Annotated in this window: 27 protein-coding genes; 10 read left to right on the top strand and 17 right to left on the bottom strand. The window is 58.7% G+C overall.

Annotation, left to right across the window (positions count from 1 at the left end; all coding sequences use genetic code 11):
- Positions 1–27 precede the first annotated feature (27 nt).
- On the top strand, positions 28–1,284 hold the full coding sequence (locus JJ917_04370; GenBank protein MBO6698048.1) for a bifunctional 2-C-methyl-D-erythritol 4-phosphate cytidylyltransferase/2-C-methyl-D-erythritol 2,4-cyclodiphosphate synthase: 1,257 nt from the start codon (positions 28–30) through the stop codon (positions 1,282–1,284).
- Positions 1,277–1,759 carry a CinA family protein gene (locus JJ917_04365; GenBank protein ID MBO6698047.1) on the top strand — a complete coding sequence of 161 codons (483 nt, stop codon included), beginning with the start codon at positions 1,277–1,279 and terminating at the stop codon, positions 1,757–1,759. Before JJ917_04370 ends, JJ917_04365 begins: the two co-directional genes overlap by 8 nt.
- On the opposite strand, the gene JJ917_04360 is transcribed toward JJ917_04365, so the two are convergent.
- Positions 1,756–2,220 (bottom strand): type II toxin-antitoxin system RatA family toxin, encoded by a 465-nt coding sequence (locus tag JJ917_04360; GenBank protein ID MBO6698046.1) that lies wholly within the window; start codon positions 2,218–2,220, stop codon positions 1,756–1,758. The two genes, JJ917_04365 and JJ917_04360, sit on opposite strands and share 4 nt — an antisense overlap.
- A gap of 198 nt (positions 2,221–2,418) precedes the next feature.
- On the opposite strand from JJ917_04360, the gene JJ917_04355 reads away from it, so the two are divergent.
- Complete coding sequence (locus tag JJ917_04355) at positions 2,419–3,276, top strand: class D beta-lactamase (GenBank protein MBO6698045.1); 858 nt, start codon at positions 2,419–2,421, stop codon at positions 3,274–3,276.
- On the opposite strand, the gene lipA is transcribed toward JJ917_04355, so the two are convergent.
- The 16 genes from lipA to JJ917_04275 all read right to left on the bottom strand — a co-directional run bounded on the left by lipA (position 3,273) and on the right by JJ917_04275 (position 19,083).
- Positions 3,273–4,250 carry a lipoyl synthase gene (lipA, locus tag JJ917_04350; GenBank protein ID MBO6698044.1) on the bottom strand — a complete coding sequence of 326 codons (978 nt, stop codon included), beginning with the start codon at positions 4,248–4,250 and terminating at the stop codon, positions 3,273–3,275. The genes JJ917_04355 and lipA overlap by 4 nt on opposite strands.
- A gap of 29 nt (positions 4,251–4,279) precedes the next feature.
- A complete protein-coding gene (locus JJ917_04345; protein ID MBO6698043.1) occupies positions 4,280–4,528 on the bottom strand; it encodes a GlsB/YeaQ/YmgE family stress response membrane protein in 249 nt (82 codons plus the stop codon).
- A 65-nt stretch (positions 4,529–4,593) separates the two neighbouring features.
- Positions 4,594–5,010, bottom strand: a complete 417-nt coding sequence (locus JJ917_04340) for a hypothetical protein (GenBank protein MBO6698042.1) — start codon at positions 5,008–5,010, stop codon at positions 4,594–4,596.
- A 41-nt stretch (positions 5,011–5,051) separates the two neighbouring features.
- A complete protein-coding gene (lpdA, locus tag JJ917_04335) occupies positions 5,052–6,491 on the bottom strand; it encodes a dihydrolipoyl dehydrogenase (protein ID MBO6698041.1) in 1,440 nt (479 codons plus the stop codon).
- A 51-nt stretch (positions 6,492–6,542) separates the two neighbouring features.
- Positions 6,543–6,785: a YdcH family protein gene (locus JJ917_04330; GenBank protein MBO6698040.1), complete on the bottom strand. Its 243-nt coding sequence runs from the start codon at positions 6,783–6,785 to the stop codon at positions 6,543–6,545.
- A 108-nt stretch (positions 6,786–6,893) separates the two neighbouring features.
- Positions 6,894–8,237, bottom strand: coding sequence for a pyruvate dehydrogenase complex dihydrolipoamide acetyltransferase (locus JJ917_04325; GenBank protein ID MBO6698039.1), 1,344 nt, complete (start codon positions 8,235–8,237; stop codon positions 6,894–6,896).
- Between the two features lie 12 nt (positions 8,238–8,249).
- Positions 8,250–9,629: a pyruvate dehydrogenase complex E1 component subunit beta gene (locus JJ917_04320; GenBank protein MBO6698038.1), complete on the bottom strand. Its 1,380-nt coding sequence runs from the start codon at positions 9,627–9,629 to the stop codon at positions 8,250–8,252.
- 15 nt (positions 9,630–9,644) lie between these two features.
- Positions 9,645–10,700, bottom strand: a complete 1,056-nt coding sequence (gene pdhA, locus JJ917_04315; protein ID MBO6698037.1) for a pyruvate dehydrogenase (acetyl-transferring) E1 component subunit alpha — start codon at positions 10,698–10,700, stop codon at positions 9,645–9,647.
- Positions 10,701–10,939: 239 nt separating this feature from the next.
- A complete protein-coding gene (locus JJ917_04310; protein ID MBO6698036.1) occupies positions 10,940–11,248 on the bottom strand; it encodes a septum formation initiator family protein in 309 nt (102 codons plus the stop codon).
- Between the two features lie 185 nt (positions 11,249–11,433).
- Complete coding sequence (gene eno / locus JJ917_04305; GenBank protein ID MBO6698035.1) at positions 11,434–12,705, bottom strand: phosphopyruvate hydratase; 1,272 nt, start codon at positions 12,703–12,705, stop codon at positions 11,434–11,436.
- A 109-nt stretch (positions 12,706–12,814) separates the two neighbouring features.
- Positions 12,815–13,648, bottom strand: a complete 834-nt coding sequence (gene kdsA / locus JJ917_04300; protein MBO6698034.1) for a 3-deoxy-8-phosphooctulonate synthase — start codon at positions 13,646–13,648, stop codon at positions 12,815–12,817.
- Positions 13,649–13,650: 2 nt separating this feature from the next.
- Positions 13,651–14,529 carry a VOC family protein gene (locus JJ917_04295; protein ID MBO6698033.1) on the bottom strand — a complete coding sequence of 293 codons (879 nt, stop codon included), beginning with the start codon at positions 14,527–14,529 and terminating at the stop codon, positions 13,651–13,653.
- A 45-nt stretch (positions 14,530–14,574) separates the two neighbouring features.
- Positions 14,575–16,206, bottom strand: a complete 1,632-nt coding sequence (locus tag JJ917_04290; protein ID MBO6698032.1) for a CTP synthase — start codon at positions 16,204–16,206, stop codon at positions 14,575–14,577.
- Positions 16,207–16,325: 119 nt separating this feature from the next.
- Positions 16,326–17,213: a LysR family transcriptional regulator gene (locus JJ917_04285; GenBank protein ID MBO6698031.1), complete on the bottom strand. Its 888-nt coding sequence runs from the start codon at positions 17,211–17,213 to the stop codon at positions 16,326–16,328.
- A gap of 512 nt (positions 17,214–17,725) precedes the next feature.
- Positions 17,726–18,100, bottom strand: coding sequence for a preprotein translocase subunit SecG (secG, locus tag JJ917_04280; GenBank protein ID MBO6698030.1), 375 nt, complete (start codon positions 18,098–18,100; stop codon positions 17,726–17,728).
- A gap of 200 nt (positions 18,101–18,300) precedes the next feature.
- On the bottom strand, positions 18,301–19,083 hold the full coding sequence (locus tag JJ917_04275; protein MBO6698029.1) for a triose-phosphate isomerase: 783 nt from the start codon (positions 19,081–19,083) through the stop codon (positions 18,301–18,303).
- A gap of 184 nt (positions 19,084–19,267) precedes the next feature.
- Here JJ917_04275 and JJ917_04270 point away from each other — a divergent pair, with 184 nt between their 5' ends.
- Genes JJ917_04270 through JJ917_04240 form a run of 7 tightly spaced genes read left to right on the top strand, consistent with a single transcriptional unit; the run spans position 19,268 to position 26,848 of the window.
- Complete coding sequence (locus JJ917_04270) at positions 19,268–21,184, top strand: SurA N-terminal domain-containing protein (GenBank protein ID MBO6698028.1); 1,917 nt, start codon at positions 19,268–19,270, stop codon at positions 21,182–21,184.
- A 23-nt stretch (positions 21,185–21,207) separates the two neighbouring features.
- A complete protein-coding gene (gene trpE, locus JJ917_04265) occupies positions 21,208–22,725 on the top strand; it encodes an anthranilate synthase component I (protein MBO6698027.1) in 1,518 nt (505 codons plus the stop codon).
- Position 22,726: 1 nt separating this feature from the next.
- Positions 22,727–23,344 (top strand): aminodeoxychorismate/anthranilate synthase component II, encoded by a 618-nt coding sequence (locus JJ917_04260; GenBank protein ID MBO6698026.1) that lies wholly within the window; start codon positions 22,727–22,729, stop codon positions 23,342–23,344.
- Positions 23,344–24,378 carry an anthranilate phosphoribosyltransferase gene (gene trpD / locus JJ917_04255; GenBank protein MBO6698025.1) on the top strand — a complete coding sequence of 345 codons (1,035 nt, stop codon included), beginning with the start codon at positions 23,344–23,346 and terminating at the stop codon, positions 24,376–24,378. The genes JJ917_04260 and trpD overlap by 1 nt, the downstream gene beginning before the upstream one ends.
- A 3-nt stretch (positions 24,379–24,381) precedes the next feature.
- Positions 24,382–25,173, top strand: a complete 792-nt coding sequence (gene trpC / locus JJ917_04250) for an indole-3-glycerol phosphate synthase TrpC (protein ID MBO6698024.1) — start codon at positions 24,382–24,384, stop codon at positions 25,171–25,173.
- Positions 25,170–25,661 (top strand): cyclic pyranopterin monophosphate synthase MoaC, encoded by a 492-nt coding sequence (gene moaC, locus JJ917_04245; GenBank protein MBO6698023.1) that lies wholly within the window; start codon positions 25,170–25,172, stop codon positions 25,659–25,661. Before trpC ends, moaC begins: the two co-directional genes overlap by 4 nt.
- 5 nt (positions 25,662–25,666) lie before the next feature.
- Positions 25,667–26,848, top strand: coding sequence for a molybdopterin molybdotransferase MoeA (locus tag JJ917_04240; protein MBO6698022.1), 1,182 nt, complete (start codon positions 25,667–25,669; stop codon positions 26,846–26,848).
- Positions 26,849–26,907: the final 59 nt, after the last annotated feature.

The following is a 26,907-nucleotide window of genomic DNA, read 5'->3' as shown; positions in this document are numbered from 1 at the left end:
GACCGGCATCGGGATAAGGCTGCGGTCATGACCAAAACATGGCCAACGCCGCACCTTTCCCCAAACACCTGCGCCATCCTTTTGGCGGCCGGGATAGGGACCCGCGCGCGCCGGGCAGGCCAACCCGATAAAGCTGCCAAACAGTTCGTGAACCTTCGCGGCAAACCGCTGCTCGCTTGGAGTTTGGAAACCCTTTCTTCACACCCGAACATCTCGATGATCGTGCTGGTCTTGCCCGAAGGCGAGGACCAAACGGCTCTCTGGCACGACCATGTGTCGCAGCATGTTGACCTGCTCACGACAGTCGGTGGGGCAACGCGGCGGGAGAGCACATTGGCCGGCCTGGAGGCATGGGCTCGTTCGAACGCCTTTGAACCAGACACACGCATCTTGATCCACGATGGTGCGCGGCCATTTGCCTCGCATGCTCTGATCGATCGATTGCTGGACGGGCTTGAGCGGGCGCCGGGTGCCATCCCCTCGCTGCCAGTGACTGACACCCTAAAAACCCTTGACCAAACGGTCATCGCCAGCGGACCAGACCGCAGCGGCCTCGTGACGGTGCAGACCCCGCAAGCCTTTCACGGCGACACCATTCTCGAAGCGCACAGGGCTGTCGACGCCGCGCAACCCGACATCCTGTTCACGGACGATGCGAGCATCACCGAATGGGCAGGGCACAATTGCGTCGCCGTTCGGGGTGACATCGACAACATCAAGATCACCACGCCGGACGATTGGCAGCGCGCGGAGGCGATCCTAGAACAAAGGGAGAGGCGCATGTTGGAGCCGCGAACCGGTATCGGCTATGATGTACATCGCCTGGTGCCCGGCGACGGCGTCTGGCTTTGCGGCCATTTCATCGAGCACCACAGTCGCTTGGACGGCCATTCGGATGCCGATGTTGGCCTTCATGCCCTGACCGACGCGCTGCTTGGCGCCATCGGCGAGGGTGACATCGGCACCCATTTCCCCCCCTCCGATCCGCAATGGAAAGGCGCAGCTTCGCATCAGTTTTTGGCGCACGCCGCCGAGTTGGTGCGCGCTCGCGCCGGCAAGATCGTCAATGTCGATGTAGCGATCGTCACCGAGCAACCGAAAATCGGACCGCACCGCGCGGCCATGGTGGCTGCAATGGCAGAGACGCTCCAAATCGCGCCAAGCCGTGTTTCAGTGAAAGCCACCACAAATGAGCGCATGGGTTTCACCGGTCGCGAGGAAGGCATCGCCGCCTTGGCAAGCGTTTCCGTGCTGGTTCCGGATCCGGACTCAGACGATGGCTGACCTCTCGCTCCAAGCAAGCGCACTGCTGGACACGTTAAAGGCAGCCGGGCTGATGGTGGCGACCGCCGAATCCTGCACAGGCGGGATGATCGCCGCCGCGCTGACCGACATTGCCGGGTCTTCAGCAGTCGTTGATCGCGGCTTCGTCACCTATTCCAACGACGCCAAAACTGAAATGCTTGGTGTGCCACCGGACCTCATCGCTACTCATGGCGCGGTCAGCGAACTGGTCGCGCGTGCCATGGCAGAGGGTGCTTTGACGCGTTCCAATGCCGACATCGCAGTGTCGGTGACCGGCGTTGCCGGCCCGGACGGTGGCAGCGAGGACAAGCCGGTCGGCACTGTCCATTTCGGCTGTGCCCGCAAGGGGCGTGCAACGGTTCATAGCCACAAGCTGTTTGACGGCATGAGCCGCTCAGAGGTGCGCCAGGCCAGCGTCGCGCACGCATTCAAATTGATTGAGGATACCCTTTAGGCAGGGCTTTCGGCCCCATAGAGTTGGTCGGCCCGAGCTTCGAAAGCAGACGAGAACTTGCGGAAGGCTCGATCGAACATAGCCCCCATCAGCGAGGCCAAAGCCCGCGACCGGAACTCATAGTCGATGAAAAACTCAACAATGCAGTGGCGTTCGCCGACCTCTTCGAAGCGCCAGCGGTTTTCCATCTTCTTGAACGGACCATCGAGATAGGTCACCAGGATTTCGCGCTTGTCCGGATCGAGCTCGACACGCGATGTGAACGTCTCTTTGAACATTTTGTACGCCACGGTCATATCGGCAACGACAACGGATCTGTTGCCGTCCAGCGGTGATTCTCCGCGGACACGCAAACTTTGACAGAGCGGCACAAATTCCGGGTAGGACCGCACGTCAGCGACCAGCGCAAACATGTCTTCGGCACTGTGCGCAACGCGATGGCGAGTCGTGAAATGCGGCATATCGAATTCCAAAAGGCGAACGTTCAGGGCAGCGAGCGGGTCACAGACGTGATAGAAATTAGCATCTAGGCGGCAACAATCCTATGCGCCATGCATGAATAGATCGTTTGATACCTCCGCCCGTTCAACTGTCGCACCTTGGTCATAGTGTCTCATCATAGCGGGGCATCCGCACCCCACTCACACCATGAGTCTTTAATGAAACACTACAGAATTCCCTTGGCCCTCTTACTGGTCTCCTTTGCATTGCTCGCTGTCGCACAGGCACAAACACCAGACGTCACCACCCTTGTGCTCGAACCGTACGAGCAGGCTATTGGGTCACGTAGCGTCTCGTTTCTAGCGCACGATCTGGAAACAGACACACGCTATGTGTTGGATGGCAGTGACCTGCAGAGTCGGCACGCGCCCTGGTCTACTTTCAAGATACCTAACCTAATCATTGCCTTAGAGAGCGGATTCACTCCCGATCTCGACACCTTGCGCTCCTGGGATCGCCAGGCGCGTCCTGCCAGCTTTTGGTGGCCCGAAACCTGGCGACAGGACCAAAGCCTTCGGACGGCGTTCCAGCGATCCGCGGTCTGGTACTTCCGCGATGTGGCCCAACATGTCGAAGCGCCAGCCTACCGCGAGCAATTGACGGCGTGGGATTACGGCAATGCCAACGCCCCCGACGGCTCTGATTCCTTTTGGCTGGCCGGCGGCCTGGAAATATCGGTTGAAGAGCAAGTTTCTTTTCTAACCCGCCTCATGACCGGCGACCTGGGTGTGCAAGAATCGCTGCTTGCCGCGCTATCGGAAGCAAGTTTGGCACAGCAGGTCGATGAGTATGCGTTGCACGGGAAAACTGGCGGCGGGGCCGTCATTCCCGGAGATTTCTCCGGACTATTCGACGGCTGGTATGTTGGCTTTGTAGAGCGGCAGGACGCCCTGCCAGTGATCTTCGCGCTCCATACTGAAGGTCCGAGTTGGGACTCCATACGCGAGTTCAGGCAATCGTTTGCTACACGACTGTTGGTTGACGCGGACCTTCTGCCCGCAGCCTTTGCCAACTAGAAACCTTGAGTCTTCAACCGCGCATCACGCAGCTTGGCAAAATCGTCGCCTGCGTGGTGCGAAGAGCGTGTTAAAGGACTCGACGAGACCATCAGAAACCCCTTGGCATACGCAATCGTCTCGTAGGCTTTGAACTCTTCGGGCGTGACGAATTTTTTCACCGGATGGTGCTTGCGCGTCGGCTGAAGATACTGGCCGATGGTGAGGAAATCGACGCCAGCGGCGCGCAGATCATCCATCACCTGCAGGACTTCGTTTCGCTCTTCGCCCAAGCCAACCATGATGCCGGACTTGGTGAACATGGTCGGATCAACTTCCTTCACCAGTTGCAACAACCGGATCGAATGAAAGTACCGGGCGCCAGGCCTCACGGTGAGATAGTTCGACGGCACAGTTTCCAGATTGTGATTGAACACGTCCGGTTTGGCCCGCGCCACTTGCTCGATGGCGCCGTCTTTACGCAAAAAGTCTGGCGTCAGAATCTCGATCGTCGTCTCTGGCGAGGTCTCGCGGATGGCGTCGATGACCTCGACGAAATGCTGGGCACCGCCATCATCCAGGTCGTCGCGATCCACCGATGTGATCACCACGTGGTTGAGCCCCATTTGTTCAACCGCATTGGCAATGCGCCGTGGCTCATCTGAGTCGAGCGCCGTCGGCACACCGGTTGCCACATTGCAGAAGGCGCAGGCTCGCGTGCACACCTCGCCCATGATCATGAACGTGGCATGCTTCTTGTCCCAGCACTCACCAATGTTGGGACATCCTGCCTCTTCGCACACGGTAACAAGCTTGTTCTCGCGCACGATCTCGTTCGTCTCGTGAAACCCCTTGGAAACCGGCGCTTTGACACGGATCCAAGAAGGTTTCTTCAAGACGTCGCTGTCGGCGCGATGCGCCTTTTCCGGATGCCGCGGCTTGGCTTTGGCGGCTGGCGAGGCATCCGGTGATGTGCGGTCGATAAGCGTGACCATGAGGTCTCCAGGCAGGCTTGCTGTGAGGGCTATCTGCGGCCCTTGATGAGGCCAAGCAGGAAGAGAAAGACGATGGCACCAATGGTGGCGATCACAAGGCTACCCAGGAACCCACCAAAGCTGATGCCGATAAGCCCAGCCAGGAACGGTCCGAGATACGCGCCGATGATACCGACGATGAGGTTGGTGAGCAGTCCGTGGTTGGAGTTCATCACTTTTTCCGCGATGAAACCGGCCAACAGACCAATGACTAGAAATCCAATAAGGCCAACGTCCATTGGCACCCTCCAAGGTTTGTGTGAGCGCTTCAGGTAAGCGCCCTACCCTTGCCGATCAAGGTCGATCAACAATCCCGTACATAGGTGAAAACAAGTGTGTCGGTAACCAGATTGCCTGTATTGCGGCATTGCTGGTTGGCATCGCGCGTCCCTCGCATGGTGATCCGCAGCGGATTGCGCGTCACCGGCCCCTCCACATAATACTCCAGTGGATTGCCCGGGCAGAAGCGGGAAAACACCCGCGCTGTGCCTGCATAATAGTCACCGGCATTGCGACCATCGAAAAGCAGCGTTCCCCGCGTTACGCCAGCATTGGCCAAGGCCTGGCGCGGATTTTCATAATAAAACCAACGCTGTTGACCCTGATCGGTCAGCCGCATCAATGAACCATTGTGGTCCCAGCAGCTATCGGCATGAGCTTTGACCGCCGAACCGAACGACACAGGCGTCGCCAGTAGCATTGCAGCCAGTATCAGTTTCATCAGGCGCATAGATTTGCCTCGCCGGTTCGTGGATCCTGACCCTATGTGTGGATCACCCGATCATAGGCGTCCAGCACGCTTTCATGCATCATTTCTGAAAGCGTCGGATGCGGGAAGACTGTGTGCATGAGATCTTCCTCGGTCGTCTCCAAGTTCATCGCGACAACATAGCCTTGGATGAGTTCCGTTACTTCCGCGCCGACCATGTGCGCGCCAAGCAACTGACCGGTTTTCTTGTCAAACACCGTTTTCACCAAACCATCGGGCTCGCCCAGCGCAATCGCCTTGCCATTGCCAACAAACGGGAAGCGTCCGACCTTGACCTCGTGCCCGGCTTCCTTAGCTTTGGCCTCGGTGAGACCAACCGACGCCACCTGCGGATTGCAATAGGTGCAGCCAGGGATTTTCTTTTTGTCCATCGGATGGGCATCAAGACCGGCGATCTTCTCAACGCAGATCACGCCCTCATGCTCAGCCTTGTGGGCGAGCATCGGCGGTCCAGCGACATCGCCTATGGCATAGACGCCTTTGACAGATGTGTTGCCATAGCCATCGACGGAGATGATGCCCCGATCGGTTTTCACGCCAAGCTTTTCCAAGCCAAGGTTTTCAATATTGCCGACGACCCCCACAGCCGAGATCAGTTTCTCAGCTTCGATGACCTGAGATTTGCCGTCCTTCGTCTCAACGGTTGCCTTGATGCCAGCACCGGCTTTTTCGACCTTGGAGACGTTGGCACCGGTGATGATGTTCATGCCCTGCTTTTTGAACTGCTTGGCAGCCAGGGCTGAGATTTCAGCGTCTTCGACCGGCATCACCTGGTCCATCATCTCAACAACGGTCACATCGACACCCATGGTCCGGTAGAACGAGGCAAACTCTATGCCGATGGCACCCGAGCCCATGACCAGCAGGCTTTTGGGCATGGATGGCGGAACCATCGCCTCAAAATAGGTCCAGATCGTTTTGCCGTCCGGCTCAATGCCTGGGATAACGCGCGGACGCGCGCCCGTCGAAATGACGATGTGCTTGGCGGTGTAGGTGCCTTCGCCCTTTGTGCCCTTGGGCGCAGGGTGCGCCGGTTCCATAGCCGCTTTGGTTGGCTTGCCGACTTTGACCTCGCCAGGTTTGGTGATCGTGGCCTCGCCCCAGATCACATCCACCTTGTTCTTCTTCATCAGGAAGCCGACACCGCCATTCAGCTGCGCCGACACACCGCGGGAGCGCTTGACGACGGCTGACGCATCAAAGCCGATCTTGTCCGCCGACAGACCGTAGTCTTTGGCGTGCTCCATGTAGTGGTAAATTTCGGCTGACCGCAGAAGCGCCTTGGTTGGGATGCAGCCCCAGTTGAGGCAGATCCCACCCAGATGCTCGCGCTCGACAACGGCTGTTTTCATGCCGAGCTGGGAGGCGCGAATGGCGGCGACATAGCCACCTGGCCCGCCGCCAATGATAATGATGTCGTAAGCGTCTGCCACCGATTGTCTCCCGTCTTTGCGTCCTGCTGGGAGACTGGCAGCTTGGAGGTATTAGCTCGCCGCGCTCAGCATCCCGTAGATTTCATCTTTGAGCTGCATCCGTTCCTTGCGCATGGTCTCCATGTGCAAATCATCGGTTGGCTCAACATTTGTTTCGGCGCGGTGAATAGCCCGGTTCACATCATGGTAAGACTCAAACAGCTTGGCAAAATGGGCATTGCCTTGCTTCAGTTCGTGCATCTTATCGGTGTGCTCGGGAAACTCCTCGGCCAATTCGTGGGGCACATGCGACACTAAAATTCTCCCTTTTCATGGTGCTCAATCATGTCCCGACTGAGCCTTCATCTCAAGGGTTAGCGTGCGCCCCACCGTGCTCCTTTGATCGCGCTCAAACGCCGCCGACTAAACCAACATCGACATCGGATTTTCAATGTAGCTCTTGAACGCGCTCAACAGTTCCGCGCCCAGCGCTCCATCGACGCAGCGATGGTCGGTCGAAAGCGTCACGGTCATCACAGTTGCGATGGCCAACGCGCCATCTTTCACCACAGGGCGCTGCTCACCAGCACCGACGGCCAAGATGGTCGCATGTGGCGGGTTCACCACGGCGGCGAAGTCCGACACGCCCATCATGCCCATGTTGGAGACGGCCGTCGTGCCACCTTGATACTCCTGCGGCTGCAGTTTGCGGTCCTTGGCGCGTTTGCCGAGGTCCTTCATCTCGTTGGAGATGACCGACAGCGGCTTTTCTTCGGCACGGCGCACAATCGGCGTGATCAATCCACCTGGGATCGACACAGCCACGCCGACATCGGCATGCTTGTGCTTGACCATGTCGCTGGCCGTCCAAGAGACGTTGGCATCAGGCACATCGCGCAGGCCCAAGGCCAGCGCTTTGATCACCATGTCGTTCACTGACAGCTTGTAAGCTGGCTTCTCGTCTTTCACCGGTGCAGACTTGTTCAGCTCACTGCGCAGCTTGAGAAGCGCATCCAACTGGCAATCCACCGACACGTAGAAATGCGGGATGGTCTGCTTGGACTCGGTCAGGCGCGCGGCAATCGTCTTGCGCATACCATCGTGTGGAACCAGTTCGTAGGACCCTTCCTCGAACAGCTTCAACACAGCATCATCGGACATGCCTTTGGCCGGTGCAGACGCCGCCTTCGAGGGGGCGGATGCATCCGATGATGGCGCTGCCTTTCCAGTTCCACCGGCGATGGCCGCGTCCACATCGGCTTTGATGATGCGCCCACGCGGGCCGGAGCCGCTGACGGCGGCCAGATCGATCCCATTTTGCTTGGCAATGCGCCGCGCCAACGGGGAAGCAATGATCCGCGAACCATCGGCACGAGGTGCAGGCGGCGTTGGGTCGGAAGGTGCCACGCTGACATTTGCCGGGATCGCTGGCGCCGGGTCAGAGGCCGCACCGGGCGCTGGTTCCTGCGCGCCTGCATCGGGTGGCGGCGCAGAAGCCGACGTGTCGATAGAAGACGCGTCTTCACCTTCTTCCAAGAGAACGGCGATCAGCTCATTGACCTTCACGCCAGACGTACCGTCCGGCACGACGATCTTGCCGACCGTGCCCTCGTCAACGGCTTCCACTTCCATGGTCGCTTTGTCGGTTTCGATTTCGGCCAGAACATCACCGGAGGTGACGCTGTCGCCTTCTTTGACCAGCCATTTGGCAAGGTTGCCCTCTTCCATCGTCGGAGACAGGGCGGGCATCAGAATATTGATGGGCATCGCACGTGCTCCTTAGGCTTTGTAGGTCACAACTTTGACGGCTTCGATCACCTCAGCCACCGTGGGCAGGGCAAGCTTTTCAAGGTTCGCCGCATAAGGCATTGGCACGTCCTTGCCGGCGATCCGCAGAACCGGGGCATCGAGATCGTCAAACGCCTTTTCCATCAGCTGGGAGGAAATCTCCGAGCCGATCGAGCAAACCGGGAACCCTTCTTCGATGGTTACGCAGCGGTTGGTCTTGCGCACCGAGGCGATCACCGTATCGATATCCATGGGACGCAGTGTCCGCAGATCGATGACCTCCGCCGAAATGCCCATCCCGGCCAATTCGTCGGCGGCCTTGGTGGCATAAGACATGCCAATGCCGAAGGAGACGAGCGTTACATCCGAGCCTTCACGGGCGATGCGCGCCTTACCAATCGGCAAAACGTAATCATCCAGTTTCGGAACATCGAAGGTTTGTCCGTAGAGAATTTCGTTCTCCAGGAACACGACCGGGTTTGGATCGCGGATCGCCGCCTTTAGGAGGCCTTTTGCATCTGCTGCCGAATAGGGCTGGATAACCTTCAGACCTGGAACGTGGGAATACCACGCCGCATAATCCTGGCTATGCTGCGCGGCAACGCGTGCCGCAGCACCATTGGGACCACGGAACACAATCGGCGCGCCAAGCTGACCGCCGGACATGTAAAGCGTCTTAGCGGCCGAGTTGATGATATGGTCAATCGCCTGCATCGCGAAGTTGAACGTCATGAACTCAACAATCGGCCGCAGGCCGGTCAGAGCCGCACCGACACCGACGCCGGCAAAGCCATGCTCGGTAATCGGTGTGTCGATCACACGGCGCTCGCCGAACTCCTGCAGCAGGCCCTGTGTGATCTTGTACGCACCCTGATACTCGGCCACTTCTTCGCCCATGATGAAAACATCATCGCTGGCGCGCATTTCTTCAGCCATGGCATCGCGAAGCGCTTCACGAACCGTCGTCGGCACCATTTCGGTGCCGGATGGGATGTCCGGATCGGATGGTGCCACGCTTTCAACTGGTGCAGCGGGTGCGGATGGTGCCGGCGCCGGTGAAGGCGTTGCCTCTGAAGCGGTTGTCGCTTGCGATGAAGCGCCAGAGGACGAAATGGCCGAGGCATCCTCGCCATCTTCCAACAGAACGGCGATGACCTCGTTCACCTTCACCGCGTCCGTGCCTTCGGCAATCATGATCTTGCCAAGCACGCCTTCATCAACGGCTTCGACTTCCATGGTCGCTTTGTCGGTTTCAATCTCGGCCAGCACGTCGCCTGAGGTAACGCTGTCGCCCTCGGCTTTCAGCCATTTGGCCAGTTTGCCCTCTTCCATCGTTGGCGAGAGCGCAGGCATCAAAATATCAATCGGCATGGATACACCCTCCCCTTAAAGCGTGATGTCTGTGTAGAGCTCAGAGACGTCCGGTTCCGGATCGCTCTGCGCAAATTCAGCGGCGTCGGTGACGATTGCGCGTACATCTTTGTCAAGCGCCTTCAGATCGTCTTCGCTGGCCCATTTCTTATCCAGCAAGCGTACCTTGACCTGCTCGATGGGGTCGTGCTCGGCACGCATCTTCTGCACCTCATCTTTGGTGCGGTATTTGGCCGGATCGGACATGGAGTGGCCGCGATAGCGGTAAGTCAGCATTTCGAGAATGTACGGGCCTTTGCCGGAGCGCGCATGCTCAAGCGCCTTCTCACCGGCGGCAAAGACGGCGCGGACATCCATGCCATCGACCTGCTCTCCAGGGATGCCGAAGGAAAGACCGCGCTGCGAGAGATCAGTCGTCGAGGACGACCGCTCGATCGACGTTCCCATGGCGTATTTGTTGTTTTCGATGATGTAGACAATCGGCAGGCTCCAGAGCTTGGCCATATTGAAGCTCTCATAGACCTGGCCCTGGTTGGCCGAGCCGTCGCCGAAATAGGTCACCGAAACATTGCCATTGTCGCGGTAGCGATTGGCGAACCCGAGCCCGGTGCCGAGTGATACCTGAGCGCCAACGATGCCGTGGCCGCCATAAAAGTTCTTCTCGCGGGAGAACATGTGCATCGACCCGCCCTTGCCGCGGGAGTATCCACCCTGACGTCCGGTGAGCTCGGCCATCACGCCGCGGCTTTCCATGCCGGTGGCCAGCATATGGCCATGATCGCGATAGCCGGTGATGACCTGATCACCTTCGACCATTGCCATCTGCATGCCGACAACGACAGCCTCTTGGCCAATATAAAGGTGACAAAACCCGCCGATCAGGCCCATGCCGTAAAGCTGGCCTGCTTTTTCTTCAAAGCGGCGAATAAGAAGCATTTCGCGGTAGGCGTCGAGCTCTTGTTCCTTGCTAAACTCAGCCACCTTGGGGCTCGCTTTGGAAGCGCGCCGACTTGTGGTCTTTCGAGCGGTTTTGGTGGTGGATTTGGATGCGGAACTGGCTGCACGCGCCATAGACGGGCTCCTTGGTTTTCCTCGATACCGAATGGAGACCGGTCCCGCGCTCATTCAGCGGCGCGAATTACAACCCCCACGAAGGGTAAGTTGTAACTGGTTTTTTTGAGAAACAAAAGGCCACATTTCGTGCGGCAAATTGCGCATGTTTCGCTTTAATATCAACGCGGTATGATTGATTAACTCAATACAAGTTAAGTTGGCTCTGCGGCCCGTTGAAGTGATGCTTGCAACAGGCGCTAGTCGCGCAAAATGCGCTCGCCTTGCCCAATCAGCGCCAATGTCTGGCGGGCGCGCTCATCAATCAGATCACCATCCATCGCCTCATCGCGCAAGGCCCCAACACGTGCCTTCAACAGATCACGCCGTGTTTGGAGAGCTTGCCTCTCTTGCGTCAGATGCGCAACCTCGGCGCGCACATTTGCATAGGCGAGCAGGCCATGATTGCCGTGAAAAGCGTGATAGGCGAAGTAAATGCCGAAAAGAACAAGCGCAACGCGGAAGGCATACAGCGTACGGCGGTTGCGGGGTTTATGGCGCTGGAGCATATCAACGGGCTTTGGTGGCGATGTCCGCACATCACCACACCACAGTTAGTGCGCGCTTAAACGGCATGGTTAACGAGCTCTTCCAGCAACCCTGCCTTGCTCTGCGGACACAAAAAACCCGGCGCCGCTCTTTTTCAGCAGGCCGGGTCATTGTTCGACAAACTGTCGTGCGTTTCGCAGGCCGCTTAGGCTTTCAGCACCGCACGGCCACGATAGAGCGCGGTAGCGCCAAGCTGCTCTTCAATACGGATCAGCTGATTGTACTTGGCCAACCGGTCGGAGCGCGCCAACGAGCCAGTTTTGATCTGGCCGCAATTGGTGGCCACTGCCAGGTCGGCAATGGTTGCGTCCTCCGTTTCACCGGAGCGATGCGACATCACGGCGGTGAACGAGGCGCGGTGCGCCATATCGACAGCGGTTAGTGTCTCCGTCAGCGTGCCGATCTGGTTGACCTTCACCAGGATCGAGTTAGCTGATTTCTTTTCGATGCCGGTGGCAAGGCGCTCAGGATTGGTCACGAACAGATCATCACCAACAAGCTGCACCTTTTCGCCGATCTTGGCGGTGAGCGCGTTCCAGCCGTCCCAATCATCTTCGGCCATACCGTCTTCGATCGAGATGATGGGATAGTTAGCGGTTAACTCGGCCAAGAAATCGACCATATCTTCGGGCGAAAGCACCTTGCCCTCGCCCTTCATGTTGTAGCTGCCATTCTCGAAGAACTCGGTGGACGCGACGTCCAGCGCCAGCATGACATCGTCACCAGGCTTGTAACCGGCGTCTTCCACAGCCTTCATGATGAAGCCCAGCGCACCTTTGGTGTCTAGGTTCGGCGCGAAGCCCCCTTCGTCACCGACATTGGTGTTCTGGCCGGCTTCAGAAAGCGCCTTCTTCAGCGTGTGGAAAATTTCCGTTCCCATTTGCACGGCGTGGCTCAGGCTCTCCGCGCCGACTGGCATGATCATGAATTCTTGGAAATCGATCGGGTTGTCCGCGTGCTCGCCGCCATTGATGATGTTCATCATCGGCACGGGCAGAACGCGGGCCGAGGGTCCGCCGACATAGCGGTAGAGCGGCAGGTTTGATGCCATCGCGGCTGCTTTAGCTGTCGCCAACGACACACCGAGAATGGCATTGGCGCCAAGACGGGCTTTGTTGGGCGTGCCATCCAGCTCGATCATCGTCGTGTCGATTTCGATCTGATCTTCAGCGTCGAGACCAAGAAGCTCTTCGCAAATGTCTGTGTTGACGTGATCGACCGCCTTGGTGACGCCCTTACCTTTGTACGCTTCGCCGCCATCGCGCAGCTCGACAGCCTCATGAGCGCCAGTCGAGGCCCCAGAGGGAACAGCAGCCCGGCCAACGATGCCGTTTTCCAGTTCGACATCAACCTCAACGGTTGGATTGCCGCGGCTGTCAAAAATCTGGCGTGCGTGAATATCGACGATGGCTGTCATGGAATTCCCCCGAAACGGATGTTGACGATCTGCACATGGCAGGATCTGAAGGCGTTTTCGCGCTTCTAACCTGAAAGTTGCAGCACCGCTAGTCCGTCTTGGCGCCTGTTTAACCCGACATTTTAAACGCCGTATCGATGGCCATCAGTCGTTCGAGCATAGCCTCCATCTGGTCCAGCGGTATCATGTTCGGCCCGTCTGATGGTGCGTTATCAGGGTCTTGATGGGTTTCTATGAACAGACCCGCGATGCCGGTGGCGAGTGCGGCCTTGGCGAGCGGTTCAACGAATTCGCGCTGACCACCAGTGGATCCGCCCTGCCCGCCTGGTTGCTGTACAGCGTGTGTCGCATCGAAGATGACCGGAGCTCCTATCGCCGCCATGGTCGGCAGCGACCGCATGTCGACCACCAACGTGTTGTAGCCAAACGATGATCCGCGCTCGGTCAGCAGCACATTCGGGTTGCCGGAGCCCGTCACCTTGTCGAGCACGTTCTTCATGTCCCAAGGCGCAAGAAACTGGCCTTTCTTGATGTTGATCACCGCGCCAGTTTCGGCGGCAGCCACCAGCAGATCGGTCTGCCGGCACAGGAACGCTGGGATCTGCAGAACGTCCACGACCTCGGCAACCGGTGCGCATTGGTTGGGCAGATGCACATCCGTTAGGACCGGCAGACCAAGATCGGCCTTCAAATCGGCGAAGACTTGTAAGCCTTTGTCAAGACCAAGGCCGCGCTTGCCGGTAAGGCTGGTTCGGTTCGCTTTGTCGAAGCTGGTTTTATAGATCAGCCCAATATCAAGCTTGACGCAAATCTCCTTCAGCGCGCCTGCCATGTCGAAGGCATGGTCTCGGCTCTCCATTTGGCAAGGGCCAGCAATCAGCGAGAACCAGGAATCGTTTGAGAACTCCACATCACCGACAAAAACGTTGTGCTTGGGCCGCATCGCTAGGTCTCCCGCGCCACGATGGTCAGCGCGAAGTCCTCATCCCTGTGGATCACCAAATCCTGACCTCGCTCCTCGAAGGCAACGCCCGCCTCGCCCAATCGGGCGCGCAGAACACCAAGATCGGCAAACAGCATTTCCACAGCCTCAATGCGTGGTCCCCGGCCGCGCGGCGCGAGCGCTTCATCCGTCATGGCGTGATAGCCGGTGGGCGAGACAACGCTGACCAGAGCATTGGGTAAATCGAACTCCATACCGAATGATGTGGTGCGCACATCCCGGTCGCCAGTGACCGTCTGGAAGAGATATTGGAAGTCTGACGGATTGGCTTCGACCACGATCAACCGCGCGATGCCTTTCGCGCTATTAGGGTGCACCACACGCTCAGGTTGCCACAACACGCCGCGCGACAGGTGCTCGCAGCAGAAAAGCGTGATGTCCGGCGCCCGCTCATTGACCGAAACGGCCAGGTGCACACCGATGGTCGTTTCCGATCCATCGGGCATCGCCTGCTTGCGCGTAAACGACAGGATGTCACCGGCACTGATGCCATTGTCGGCAAACGCCTGGTTCATGCGCTCGGCGCTGTCGGTGGTGAAGGCCGCCATGACAGGGCCATAACCATGCCGAAACCGATAGGCTTGAAATCGCTTCACGAAAGGATTGGTTGTCTTCAACGCCGCCAGCTCCGCATCGCGGTCAGTGACGGCCAGCGGTTCGAAATAGGTGCCGTTCTCGAAAAAGACGTTGCAGTTGCCGGTACCAAATGGGTGGTGTGCGTCCGGCTGCACCTGAAAACCGAGCGCTTTGAGGCGGCCACGCGCCGACACCAGATCAGGAACGCCGACAACGACGTGATCGAGAGCATTTTTAGTGGTCATAAAAGAGCCTTCACCGCACGCAGGCAGGACAGTTAAGGTCGCCTGCTAGACAAGTCTGCTCTGTTCAATAGCCGCTTCAATGAAGGAGGCAAACAGCGGATGCGGTTCAAACGGCCGCGACTTCAGTTCTGGGTGATACTGAACGCCGATGAACCAGGGGTGGTCAGGATATTCGATCGTCTCGGGCAACACCCCATCCGGCGATAAACCGGACACAACAAGCCCAGCCTTTTCTAAGGTGTCGCGATAATCGATGTTCACTTCGTAGCGATGCCGGTGACGCTCTGAAATGTCCGTATCACCATAGATGTCGGCAATCCGTGTGCCGGAAGACAGGTGCGCGTGGTAAGCGCCGAGCCGCATTGTACCGCCAAGATCGCCTTCGGCAGCGCGTTTTTCCAATGCATTGCCCTTGAGCCATTCCGTCATCAGACCGACGACGATCGGCCCCTCGGAGTTATCAAATTCGCTGGATCGCGCGTCTTCAACGCCGGCCAGATTGCGCGCCGCGTCGAGAACGGCCATCTGCATGCCGTAGCAAATCCCGAAATACGGGACCTTGCGGTTGCGCGCGAAACCGGCGGCGGCAATCTTGCCCTCAGCGCCGCGCTTGCCAAATCCGCCTGGCACCAGAATGCCGTGTACGCCTTCCAAATAGGGGCTTGGATCTTCGCGTTCGAAGATTTCGGCTTCTAGCCACTCGATGTCCACTTTCACCTTGTTGGCGATCCCGCCATGGGTAAGTGCCTCGATCAGCGATTTGTAGGCATCTTTGAGGTCGGTGTACTTGCCGACAACGGCGATTTTCACTGTGCCATCGGTGTTCTTCACCCGATGGGAAATCTCTTGCCAGCGTTCCAAATCGGGTGCTGGTGCGCCGGTGATGCCAAAGGCCGCCAAGACTTCATCGTCCAGGCCCTCATCATGATAGGCGAGTGGCACATCATATATGTGCGGCACGTCGAGCGCGGGAATCACGCTTTCTTCGCGCACATTGCAGAACAGTGAGAGTTTGCGTCGTTCGCCCGGTGGAATCGGTCGGTCGCAACGGACCATCAGAATGTCTGGCTGAATGCCAATCGAGCGCAGTTCCTTGACCGAGTGCTGCGTCGGCTTGGTCTTCAATTCACCGGCGCTTGGAATGTAGGGCATCAGTGTCAGGTGCATGTAGATCGCATCGCCACGCGGCAGCTCATTGCCGAGCTGGCGGATCGCTTCAAAGAACGGCAAGCCTTCAATGTCACCCACAGTGCCGCCGATTTCGCAGATCACGAAATCATAGTCGTCATTGCCCTCGATCACGAAGGCTTTGATCGTATCCGTGACGTGCGGAATCACCTGGACTGTTGCGCCGAGATAGTCGCCGCGGCGCTCCTTCGCGATGATGTCCTGGTAGATCTTGCCGGTGGTGATGTTGTCGCGCTGATTGGCCGAACGCCCCGTGAAGCGCTCATAATGACCAAGGTCGAGATCGGTCTCCGCGCCATCGTCAGTGACGAAAACTTCGCCGTGCTGAGTCGGCGACATGGTCCCCGGATCAACATTCAAATAGGGGTCGAGTTTGCGGATGCGTACCTTGTAGCCACGGGCCTGCAAAAGCGCGCCGAGAGCCGCTGCTGCAATGCCTTTGCCAAGGGAGGAAACCACGCCGCCGGTGATGAAGATATATCGCGCCATGGGACCCACCCTGTAACCGAAGGCTCACGACTGAACAAGCGCTCATGCGCGCCGCATTGCGCATGACAGCCATGCGGAACGCCCTAAATTCGCTTGTCCCCAAAAAGTGTCGTTTGCATTCAGCGCGACATCGAGCGTGCCGGAGACCGTTCGCCGGCGAAAAGGTCGGCATTGCGGGTGAACAGTCCAACCAAACGATCGACAAACATGCGGATTTCCGGGCGTTTGCGCTCATCATCATGGATCACGATCCAAGAATCATGGGTCAGTTCGTCGATGATGTCACCGAGACGAACCAGATTCGGGTCGGCGTCACCGATGTAACAGGGTAAGACCGTGCGTCCTGCCCCAGACCGCACAATGTCCAAAAGAATGCTCGGACTGTAAGTCCAAGCGGTGATCCAAATGCCAGGTTTGCTTGACGCCCAGTTTGCCCAAGGCGCGTCCAGCTCGCCGCGACCGATGGAAACCCAATGCTCCTTGGTCGAGGCATCAAAGTCCTTGGCGCAATAGACCGCATACTTCACGGTTGGGGCACTGCGCATGGCGACATTGCCACTCTGCGGTCGCTTGTCGCTCACCGTAATCGACACGCGTCGGTGCCAGATGTCGGCAAGACCGCTATTGCCCTCAATGCACACTTGGAACGGATCGTCAGGCGTCCACAGCGATGCCAGGTTTGCCGATACGAAGTTGGCCATCCAATGGTCGAGCGAGATGTCGACCCCGGGTAATGGAACCGCTTCGAGCCGCCAATCCTCGACGCTCTGGGCGCCATCGCGCATCAGCAACACGCGGTCGAACAGCTGTTTTCCATCCGGAGCCAATGCATAACCCGTTTGGCGGCGGATAAAGAGCTCCCGCTGCAACACCCGCTCAAGGTCGTGCATCCGCCGTCCAATCGTCGGCGAACTGATGCCCGTGTGGGCCGACGCGGCCGCCAGGCTGCCAAGGCTGGCGACCTTGTAGAACAGCCGCAAATCCTCCCAGTCGAGTGCATCGTTCATTTTTGAAAATCCCCTTTCAGAATGTCGTCTACTTCAGCCGGGTCGGTGCTCCTATTTTCGTTTCATCCAATCCCCCAATGGAAGGAACTAAACGATGTACGACTATGCCCTTCTGGGCACCCACGCCCTCTGCCGCCAACCAAAGCCCAATGACGGCAACCATGATGTCCTCGACCGACCCGAATGGGAGAGCTTCGTGCCCTTGTTTGCTATGTTGGCTGCTTGGAGCACGGCCCATCGCAAGGCGGCTCTAGCCAGCACCAAACGTGAGCAGATCAGGCTGCCAGAGGCCTTAATGAGGCCCGTGACTCGCCCCGTCTGTTAGGCCAATAGCCTATCGAATGTCGGCGGGCATCAACCGGAAATGAAACACGTCATTTGTCGGTGAAAGAAGTAGCGAGAACCAATCGCAGATACGACGACCGGTGCAAGACGACCCGGTCATGACCACACGAAAAAGCCGCGCGGATCGCATGCCCGCGCGGCTTTCGCATTTTCAGACCTTACTTGATCTACTGTGTCGTCGGGATCTGCGGCTCGGCAGGTGTGTCAGCCGCTGGTGTTTCGCCCGGAACCTCGCCACCGATTTGCTCGAGCAAAGTCGTCCCCTCGCCCGATGGCTGAGCGTCCGGAATCCGATCAAGAATCGAAGATGGTCCGGCCCCAGTTTGTGCCAACACTGTGAGCGAGATCGATGTGATGAAAAAGCCAAGCGCCAAAAACGCCGTTGCACGGGTCAACACATTGGCCTGACCACGGCTCGACATGAAGTTGCCACCGCCACCGCCGCCAATGCCAAGCGCGCCGCCTTCTGAGCGCTGCAAAAGCACCACGGCGACGAGCGCAACCACGACCAACAGGTGCACGACGATCAGGACTGTTTCCAAGGTTTCCATAGTGATTCCGTATTTGCGGACATAAGCAAGACGATGCTGCCGTCGAAGCAGCTCAAATGATGTCCAGCCATGCTTGGATCAAGGGGGAGCGTTTGAAGCGCCAAGCGTCAAACCTCTGTGCAGGTCCCTTACACCAAGAGGACGCGCCCTGCAAAGACCCATCATGGATCGTTATCGGACGCTGACACGCATCAACTGTCGGCTTTGACCAAGCCGGCGACGGCCTCCGCGATATCCATGAAATCGGTGGCAGAAAGGCTGGCCCCGCCGACGAGCGCGCCATCGACATTGTTCGGCGCGAGCACCTCGCCCGCATTGCTCGGTTTCACTGACCCGCCATAAAGAATGCGCATCTTGGCGCCCGCATCATCAAAGCGTTTGGTGAGTTCGGCGCGAATGGCATCATGCATAGCTGCGATATCATCGACGGTCGGCGTCAAACCGGTACCGATCGCCCAGACTGGCTCGTAAGCGATAACAGTATTTTCAGCGGTTGCGCCATCGGGAACCGATCCCGCGATCTGACCGGCGACAACGGAGATCTCTTGGCCCGCTTCGCGCTCGTCCTTGGTTTCACCAACGCAGACAATCGCACATAGACCCGCACGCCAGGCGCCCAGCGTCTGCGCGTGCACATCGCCATCGCTTTCCTTGTGGTCGGTGCGGCGTTCAGAATGGCCGGTCAAAACATAGTCTGCCCCCAAATCGCACAGCATTTCCGGTGCTATATCGCCGGTGTGCGCGCCGCTCTCAGCTGGATGACAGGTTTGACCGCCGATATGGATCGGTGCCGTGTCGATGGTTTTTACGGCCAGCGCGACCAAAGTGGCCGGCGGACACACAAGCATGTCGATGCGTTCCAAGACGCCTTCCTGGGCGCGAGCTTTCAGGGCATCAATGGTGTCAACGCTGCGACGCAGCCCGTTCATTTTCCAATTGCCCGCAACAAGCGGACGAATACCGTCGGTTGGCATAACTGGTTCCAAATGTTCGATGGAGATGGCGGCCTGCTAGCAGGTTTGCCGCCCTGGCTCAATCGATCAATCAAAGCCAATCGGGTGTTTCGGTTGTGCTTGCACCGCACCAAAGGGCTGACTATAGTCCCGCCCGACCGCGCGATTTGCGTTATTTTCTAACAAAAACAAAAGCTTAATCACGATGCTGACAGCCTTACGACAGGGCGCAAGAACCACCGTTGCCAAAGTCTTTCTGATTATCGTCTCCGTTGCGGTCGTCGCCGGCCTCGGCTTTGGCGGTTTCATCGGCAATATCGGGCAACGCACGGTGTTGGCCGTCGGCGATGCTGAGATCAGCGCTGAGACGTTCCAGATCGCTCTGCAACGCCAGCTCAACCGATTGAGCCAACAACTCGGGACGGGTCTGACGCTGGAACAGGCGCGGCTTTTCGGCCTTGATCGCCAGTTGTTGAGCCAATTGGCTTCCGAAGCGGCGCTGAACTCCGAAGCTGAACGGTTGAACATCGGCGTGTCCGACGACCGCCTGGCCGAACGTATCGCCAGTGATCCAATCTTTCTGCAGACCGGCGGATTCAATCGCCAGTTCTTCCAGCAGGTTCTGCGCTCCTACGGCATCACCGAGGATGAGTTCGTTGCCGACACGCGCTCCTTTGCGGCACGCCAGCAGTTAGCGCTTGGCCTGGTCGGCGGCATGCAGCCGGCCAACGCCATGCTTGAAGTCGCCAACATTTATGCCAACGAGCTGCGCACAATCTCTTTTCTTACCATCGATGAAGCCGCCCTTGGCGAGCGTCCCGACCCGACCGAGGAAGACCTGCGCGCCTTCTACAATGAGCGCAGCGGCGACTATCGCGCGCCAGAATTCCGCAGCATCGTCTACATGGCGTTGTCCGAAGCTGATCTTGCCGATCCAAGTGCAGTCAGTGCCGCCGAGGTTCAAGCCGCTTATGAAGCTGAGCTGGATGAACTGACCAGCGCTGGTGAGCGCGACATCACACAGCTGCTTTTCCAAGACGCCGCCCAAGCATCGACGGCACGCGGCCGTCTGGCCGCCGGTGAAACGGTTTCCGATCTATTGGCGGATAACGCGCTTGAATTCACGATTACAGAGCTTGGTGCCGTCCAGCGCTCAGCCATTCTCGATCAAGCTGCAGGCGATGCCGCCTTTGCCCTTGATCAGGCCGGCCCGACCGACGTGATCGACGGGCGGTTTGGCAGTGTCATTATGCTGGTCAATGAACTTGTCGATGACAGCGTCACACCGCTGGCAGGTGTTGAAGACCGTCTGCGCCAAGAACTTGCCAACGCGGCTGCGCGCGATGAAATCTTCTCGCTCTACGATGCCATCGAGGATGCGCGTGCCGGCGGCGATCCGCTCGACCAGATCGCACCACGCTTTGAGCTGGAACTGGTGACCGTCGATGCGTTGGACGCCAATGGGTTTGGCCGCGACGGTGAACCGGTCGATCTGCCGGACACCGACTCGCTGATTGCTGAAACCTTTGAAAGTGATGTCGGTCTTGAAAACGATACCCTGGACACTGCCGATGGCGGGTTTGTCTGGTTCGAGGTCACCGGCGTTGAAGACGCCCGTGATCTGACCTTTGAAGAAGCCCGCGAACGTGTGCTCATCGATTGGCGCGCCGAACAACTGGATGAAATGCTACGTGAACGCGCCGGCGAGCTTGTCGGTGAATTGGAGCGCGGCCGGTCCATCGACACGCTGTCCATAGCGCTCGACTTGCCGATCACGACAACCGCGCCTTTCACACGTGGCGAAGCGCCCGACGAGATGGGTGGCCCCGCGACTGTCGCGGCCTTTGAAGGTGGTGAGGGCCATTTCGGCGATGTCGAAGGTCCGCCAAACGCCGAGGGCGAAACGCTCACGCGCCTGGTGTTTGTGGTCGACGATGTGACGCGCCCGGCCTTCTTTGAGGAAGCAGCGGACGTCCAGCAATTGGCCGAGGAACTCGGTCCAGCGCTTGAGGATACCGTGCTGACGCAATATGTCGGCGCACTGCAAACCTCACTTGGCGTGCAGGTGAACCAGACACTGGTCGCCGAACTCACCGGTGGCGGCAACCCGTCACGCCAATAGGCAGCAGCCTGGAAGCGTAAACGATGCAGGTTCTTCCGTCTTCTGACGCCTTCGCGGCCTGTTACGACACCGGCAAAGCCCAAGTCGTCTACACCCGTTTGGTGGCCGACTTGGAAACGCCGGTTTCGGCCATGCTGAAGCTGTCGGGCACTTCAAAAAACGCCTTCCTTCTGGAGTCGGTTGAAGGTGGAGCCGTGCGTGGCCGCTATTCGATGATAGGCCTTGCGCCAGACCTTTTGTTCCGCGCCGACGGAGACCGCGCCGCCCAAGCTGAGGTTGGCGCCGACGGCATCACAGCACCGTTTGAAGAGTTCGACGCCCCTGCCCTCGACGCGCTGCGCACATTGATCGAAGACAGCCGCATCGATCTGCCCGACGACCTGCCGCCCATGTCGGCGGGCGTTTTCGGGTATCTCGGCTACGACACAGTGCGGCTCATCGAGAAGCTGCCCAACCAGAACCCTGATCGGCTTGGCACACCGGATATCCTGCTGATGCGTCCGACCATTATCGTGGTCTTCGATGCGGTGCGCGATGAGATCACGGTTGTGACGCCGGTGCGTCCATCATCTGATCAGAATGCCGAAACGGCCTATGCCCGCGCCATCGATCGGTTGACATCGGCTGTCGACAAGCTGGAAACACCGTTGGGCCAGAGCGCTGCGCCCATCGACGTTCCCATGCCAACGATGATGTCAAACACCTCGCCGGACGAGTACAAGACGATGGTCGCGCGTGCCAAACAGTACATCACCGCTGGCGATATCTTTCAGGTCGTCCTGTCCCAGCGGTTCGAGACGCCGTTCCCGCTGCCTGACTTCGCGCTTTATCGTGCGCTACGGCGAACCAATCCTGCGCCGTTCCTCTATTACCTTGCCTTCGATGGCTTCACCCTGGTCGGATCGAGCCCGGAAATACTAGTGCGCGTGCGCGATGGCGAGGTCACCATCCGCCCAATTGCCGGTACCCGCAAACGCGGAGCGACGCCCGCCGAAGACCAGGCACTAGCCGACGAACTTCTTGCCGACCCCAAGGAGCGCGCTGAGCATTTGATGCTGCTCGATCTTGGTCGCAACGATGTTGGGCGCGTCGCGAAGCTCGGCACCGTCAAGGTCACAGACCAGTACTTCATCGAGCGCTATTCCCACGTCATGCACATCGTCTCCAATGTGGTCGGTGAACTCGACACCGACCGCTTCGATGCTCTCGATGCACTCGGCGCGGGTTTTCCAGCAGGAACGGTGTCCGGGGCACCGAAAGTGCGGGCCATGGAAATCATTGACGAACTGGAAAAGGACAAGCGCGGCATCTACGCCGGATGTGTGGGTTACTTCGACGCCAATGGCGCGCTCGACACCTGCATTGTGCTGCGCACGGCCATCGTCAAAGATGGCGTGATGTATGTCCAAGCAGGGGCAGGCATCGTGGCCGACAGCGATCCAGATTCAGAACAAGCCGAATGCGAGAACAAGGCCCGCGCGCTCTTCCGTGCTGCCGAAGAAGCCGTGCGCTTCGCCGCCACATCGCAGCGAGGCCAGTAAGATGGCTGGCACGTATCTCGTCATCGATAACTATGACAGCTTCACCTACAATCTGGTGCATTGCCTCGGCGCGACCAGCGTTACCATGGATGTGGTACGTAACGACGCAATCACCGTCGACGAAGTGGCCGAACGGCGCGCCTCAGGTGAACTGGCCGGCCTTGTGCTCTCACCGGGACCTTGCACACCCGACGATGCGGGCATCTGCCTTGACCTGATCACGCGTCTCGGCGCCAATACGCCCATCTTTGGAGTCTGTCTTGGCATGCAATCTATGGGGCAGGCTTATGGCGGCAAGGTCGTCGGCGCGGCCAAACTGATGCACGGCAAGGTTTCCTCTGTCACGCCATCGGTCGAGGCGCCCATATTTGCCGGCATCAATGGCCCGTTCGAGGCAACGCGCTATCATTCACTGGCCGTTGAGACGACGTCGCTGCCGCCTGATATCGTAATCACCGCGCGGACTGATGATGGAGAAATCATGGGTCTCTCGCATCGCACCGATCCGGTGCATGGTGTTCAGTTTCACCCCGAAAGCATAGCCTCGCAACATGGCGAGCGCATTCTTGCCAATTTCGTGGCCATAGCCACCCGCTTCAACGATCAGCAGGCTTCATGATGTCTGACGCAATCAAACCGCTTCTCACCAAAGTCTGTTCCGGTGGTGCGCTGAGCCGTGAAGAGTCTGAGTCGGCTTTCACGCACATTATGTCCGGTGACCTGACCAGTGCGCAGATTGCTGCGTTTCTGATCGCCCTGAAGGTGCGCGGCGAAACGATCGATGAGATTGCCGGCGCCGTTTCGGTCATGCGCGCGAAGATGACGCCGGTCGAGTTGCCCGAGCCGCTGGCTTCCAACGCGATGGACATTGTCGGTACCGGTGGCGACGGCAAGGGCAGTTTTAATGTGTCGACCACGACGGCGTTGACCGTCGCCGCCTGCGGCGTTCCCGTCGCCAAACACGGCAATCGGGCTGTCTCCTCGCAGTCAGGTGCAGCCGATGTGTTGAAGGCACTTGGCGTCAACATCGACATCGGACCGGACCAGATCGCGGCCTGCATTGAGCAAGCAGGCATCGGCTTTATGTTCGCGCCCATGCACCACGCGGCCATGAAGCATGTTGGCCCGACGCGCGCTGAACTCGGCCAGCGCACTGTTTTCAACTTGGTCGGACCGCTTTCCAACCCGGCGCGCGTGACCCGCCAACTGGTCGGCGTTTACGACGAACGCTGGCTCGTGCCTGTCGCTGAGACACTCAAAGCGCTTGGATGCGAAGCCGCCTGGGTTGTCTACGGTATCGATGGCATGGATGAAATCACCACGACGGGCATTACCCATCTTGCCAAGCTTGAAGAAGGCGAGGTCAGCCTTGCCGCCATCGATCCGCGCGATCACGGTATCGATCTGGTGGATGAACGCGAGCTGGTTGGTGGCGACGCCGAGCACAACGCCAAAGCGCTGCGCAAGGTATTGGACGGCGATCAAGGTGCCTACACCGATATTGTTTTGATGAATGCGGGTGCCGCGCTCTGTGTGGCCGGCGCCGTGACGACGCTCGACAAAGGCATTGTCAAAGCTCGCGATGCCCTGGCGTCCGGCAAAGCAATGGCAACGCTCGACAAGCTGATCGCCGTTTCAAACGCCAAAGGCTGACCGATGGCTGATATCCTCGACAAGATCGAAACCTATAAGCGCGAAGAGATCGCTGCAGCCAAACAGGCCGTGTCGTTTGCCCAACTGGAAGAGGCGATCAAGACGCAAGGCACGCCGCGTGGTTTTCTGGCAGCCCTCAAAGCCAAACGCGCCCAAGGTCTCTATGGTTTGATTGCCGAGATCAAAAAAGCCTCGCCAAGCAAAGGGCTGATCCGCGAAGCCTTCGATCCACCCGCCCACGCACTTGCCTATGAAGCGGGCGGCGCAGCTTGCCTCTCCGTTCTGACCGACGGTCCATCGTTTCAGGGCCATCCCGATTTCATGATCGCGGCACGTGGAGCGGTGTCCTTGCCGGTTCTGCGCAAGGACTTTCTCTACGACACCTATCAGGTCGCCGAGGCCCGCGCCTGGGGCGCCGATTGCATCCTGATCATCATGGCAGCCGTCGACGATGAGCTTGCCGCTGACCTTCTGGCGGCAGCGACCGGCTACGGCATGGATGCGCTGATCGAAGTTCACGACGCGGCCGAGCTTGACCGCGCTCTAACCCTCGATGCGCCACTGCTTGGCATCAACAACCGCAACCTGCGCACCTTTGAGACCCGGCTTGAAACCAGCGAGGAACTGGCCAAAAGCGTGCCCGATGATCGCCTTCTGGTCGGCGAATCCGGGCTTTTCACCCGCGCCGATCTGGACCGCATGGCGGCCGCCAACATCACCACCTTCCTGATCGGCGAAAGCCTGATGCGGCAAGCCGATGTGGAAGCGGCAACACGCGAGCTGCTGGCGGCATGAGCAGCAAAGATCGTTTGACTCATACCGACCAGGCCGGAAAAGCCTCCATGGTCGATGTATCTGATAAACCCGTCACGCCGCGCACGGCCAGCGCCTCGGGCTCGATCCTCATGCAGACCGATACGCTCGCCGCCATTCGCGACAACCGCCTGAAAAAAGGCGACGTGCTCGCCACGGCACGTATCGCCGGCGTCATGGCCGCTAAGCGCACCCACGATCTCATCCCGCTCTGCCATCCGCTGGCACTCAATGATGTCCAGGTGGAAATCACCGAACGCGAGGATGACAATGGCTTTGTCGTTGCGACATCAGTGCGCACGAGCGGCAAAACCGGCGTTGAGATGGAAGCGCTTACCGCCTGCAGTGTCGCGCTTCTCACGCTCTATGACATGGCCAAAGCCATCGATCGCCACATGGTGATGACTGACATCAAGGTAACGTCGAAGGCCGGCGGCGCATCAGGCGACTGGAGCCTTGGCAAAAAATGACGGGCATGGTGCCACTGGAAACGGCGCTCGAGCGCGTGGTGACTTCCGTTGAACCACTTGCGTCGCGCACCCTGCCCTTGTTGGACGCCGATGATTGTGTCCTGGCCGAAGACTGCATCGCCATGCGCACCAAACCGCCTTTTGCCGTTTCGGCCATGGATGGCTACGCCGTGGCATCTGCTCCCTTAGCAGGGGACCAACTTGAGGTCGTCGGCGAAGTGCCCGCCGGTTCGCAGTATTCCGGCAAGGTCGGCGTAGGCCATGCTGTGCGCATCTTTACCGGCGCGCCTATCCCAGATGGCGGGACACACGTGTTGATCCAGGAAGAAACGGAACGAACTGGCGACATTATCACGGTTTCAGACGATCCGGGACGTAACGCCAACATTCGTCCCGCCGGCGGGGATTTCACCAAGGGCGACACGCTGATTGCCGAAGGCACGCAGTTGACGCCACAGCATTTGGCGCTCGCGGCCTCAGGTAATCACGCAGAACTTTTGGTTCATCCAAAGCCAAGCGTCGCTGTTATGATGAACGGCGATGAGCTGGCTTGGCCCGACAAAGATGCCCCTGATGATGCCATCATTGCTTCCAACGGGTTTGCCTTGGCGACCTTGGCACAGCGCTATGGGGCGAAACTGCATGACCTAACTCTCATTCGCGACGATCAGGGGGAGCTGGAAGCCTATATCGCGCAATGCGAGGCCGATGTGCTGGTCACGATCGGCGGCGCCTCGGTTGGCGACTACGACCTGATCCGTCCGGCGCTGGAGGCCCAAGGCTATGCGCTCGATGTCCCCAAAGTGGCGCTGCGTCCCGGCAAGCCTACCCTGTTCGGCCGCAAAGGTGCCAAAACCGTGCTTGGCCTGCCCGGCAACCCGGTGTCATCGATGGTGAGCGCCATGCTGTTTTTGCGGCCGCTCATCGATCGCCTTGCGGGGCGCAATCCAGCGCCGCTGCTGCCGCTTCAAAAAGCCCGTCTGGCCGTCGGTGTTCCCGCCAATGGCAACCGTGCCCATTTCATGCGGGCAATAAGCAATGACGAAGACGGCATTCGGCCTGTATCTAGCCAGGATTCCTCACTTCTGCGGTTGCTCGGCAATGCGGACGTTCTGCTCTATCGATCTGCCCATGCGCCGGCCCTAGAGGCCGGATCAACCTGCGAGACGCTTCCCTTGCCACGTTGATCGCTACGGCACTTGAAGAACACACCAAGAACAGGTACAACATGTTCATCTTGTGTTCC

The sequence above is a fragment of the Hyphomicrobiales bacterium genome (assembly GCA_017642935.1).
GTDB lineage: Bacteria > Pseudomonadota > Alphaproteobacteria > Rhizobiales > MH13 > MH13.
The sequence above is the reverse complement of the archived record's forward strand: the minus strand, read 5'-3'. Positions and strand labels throughout refer to the sequence as shown.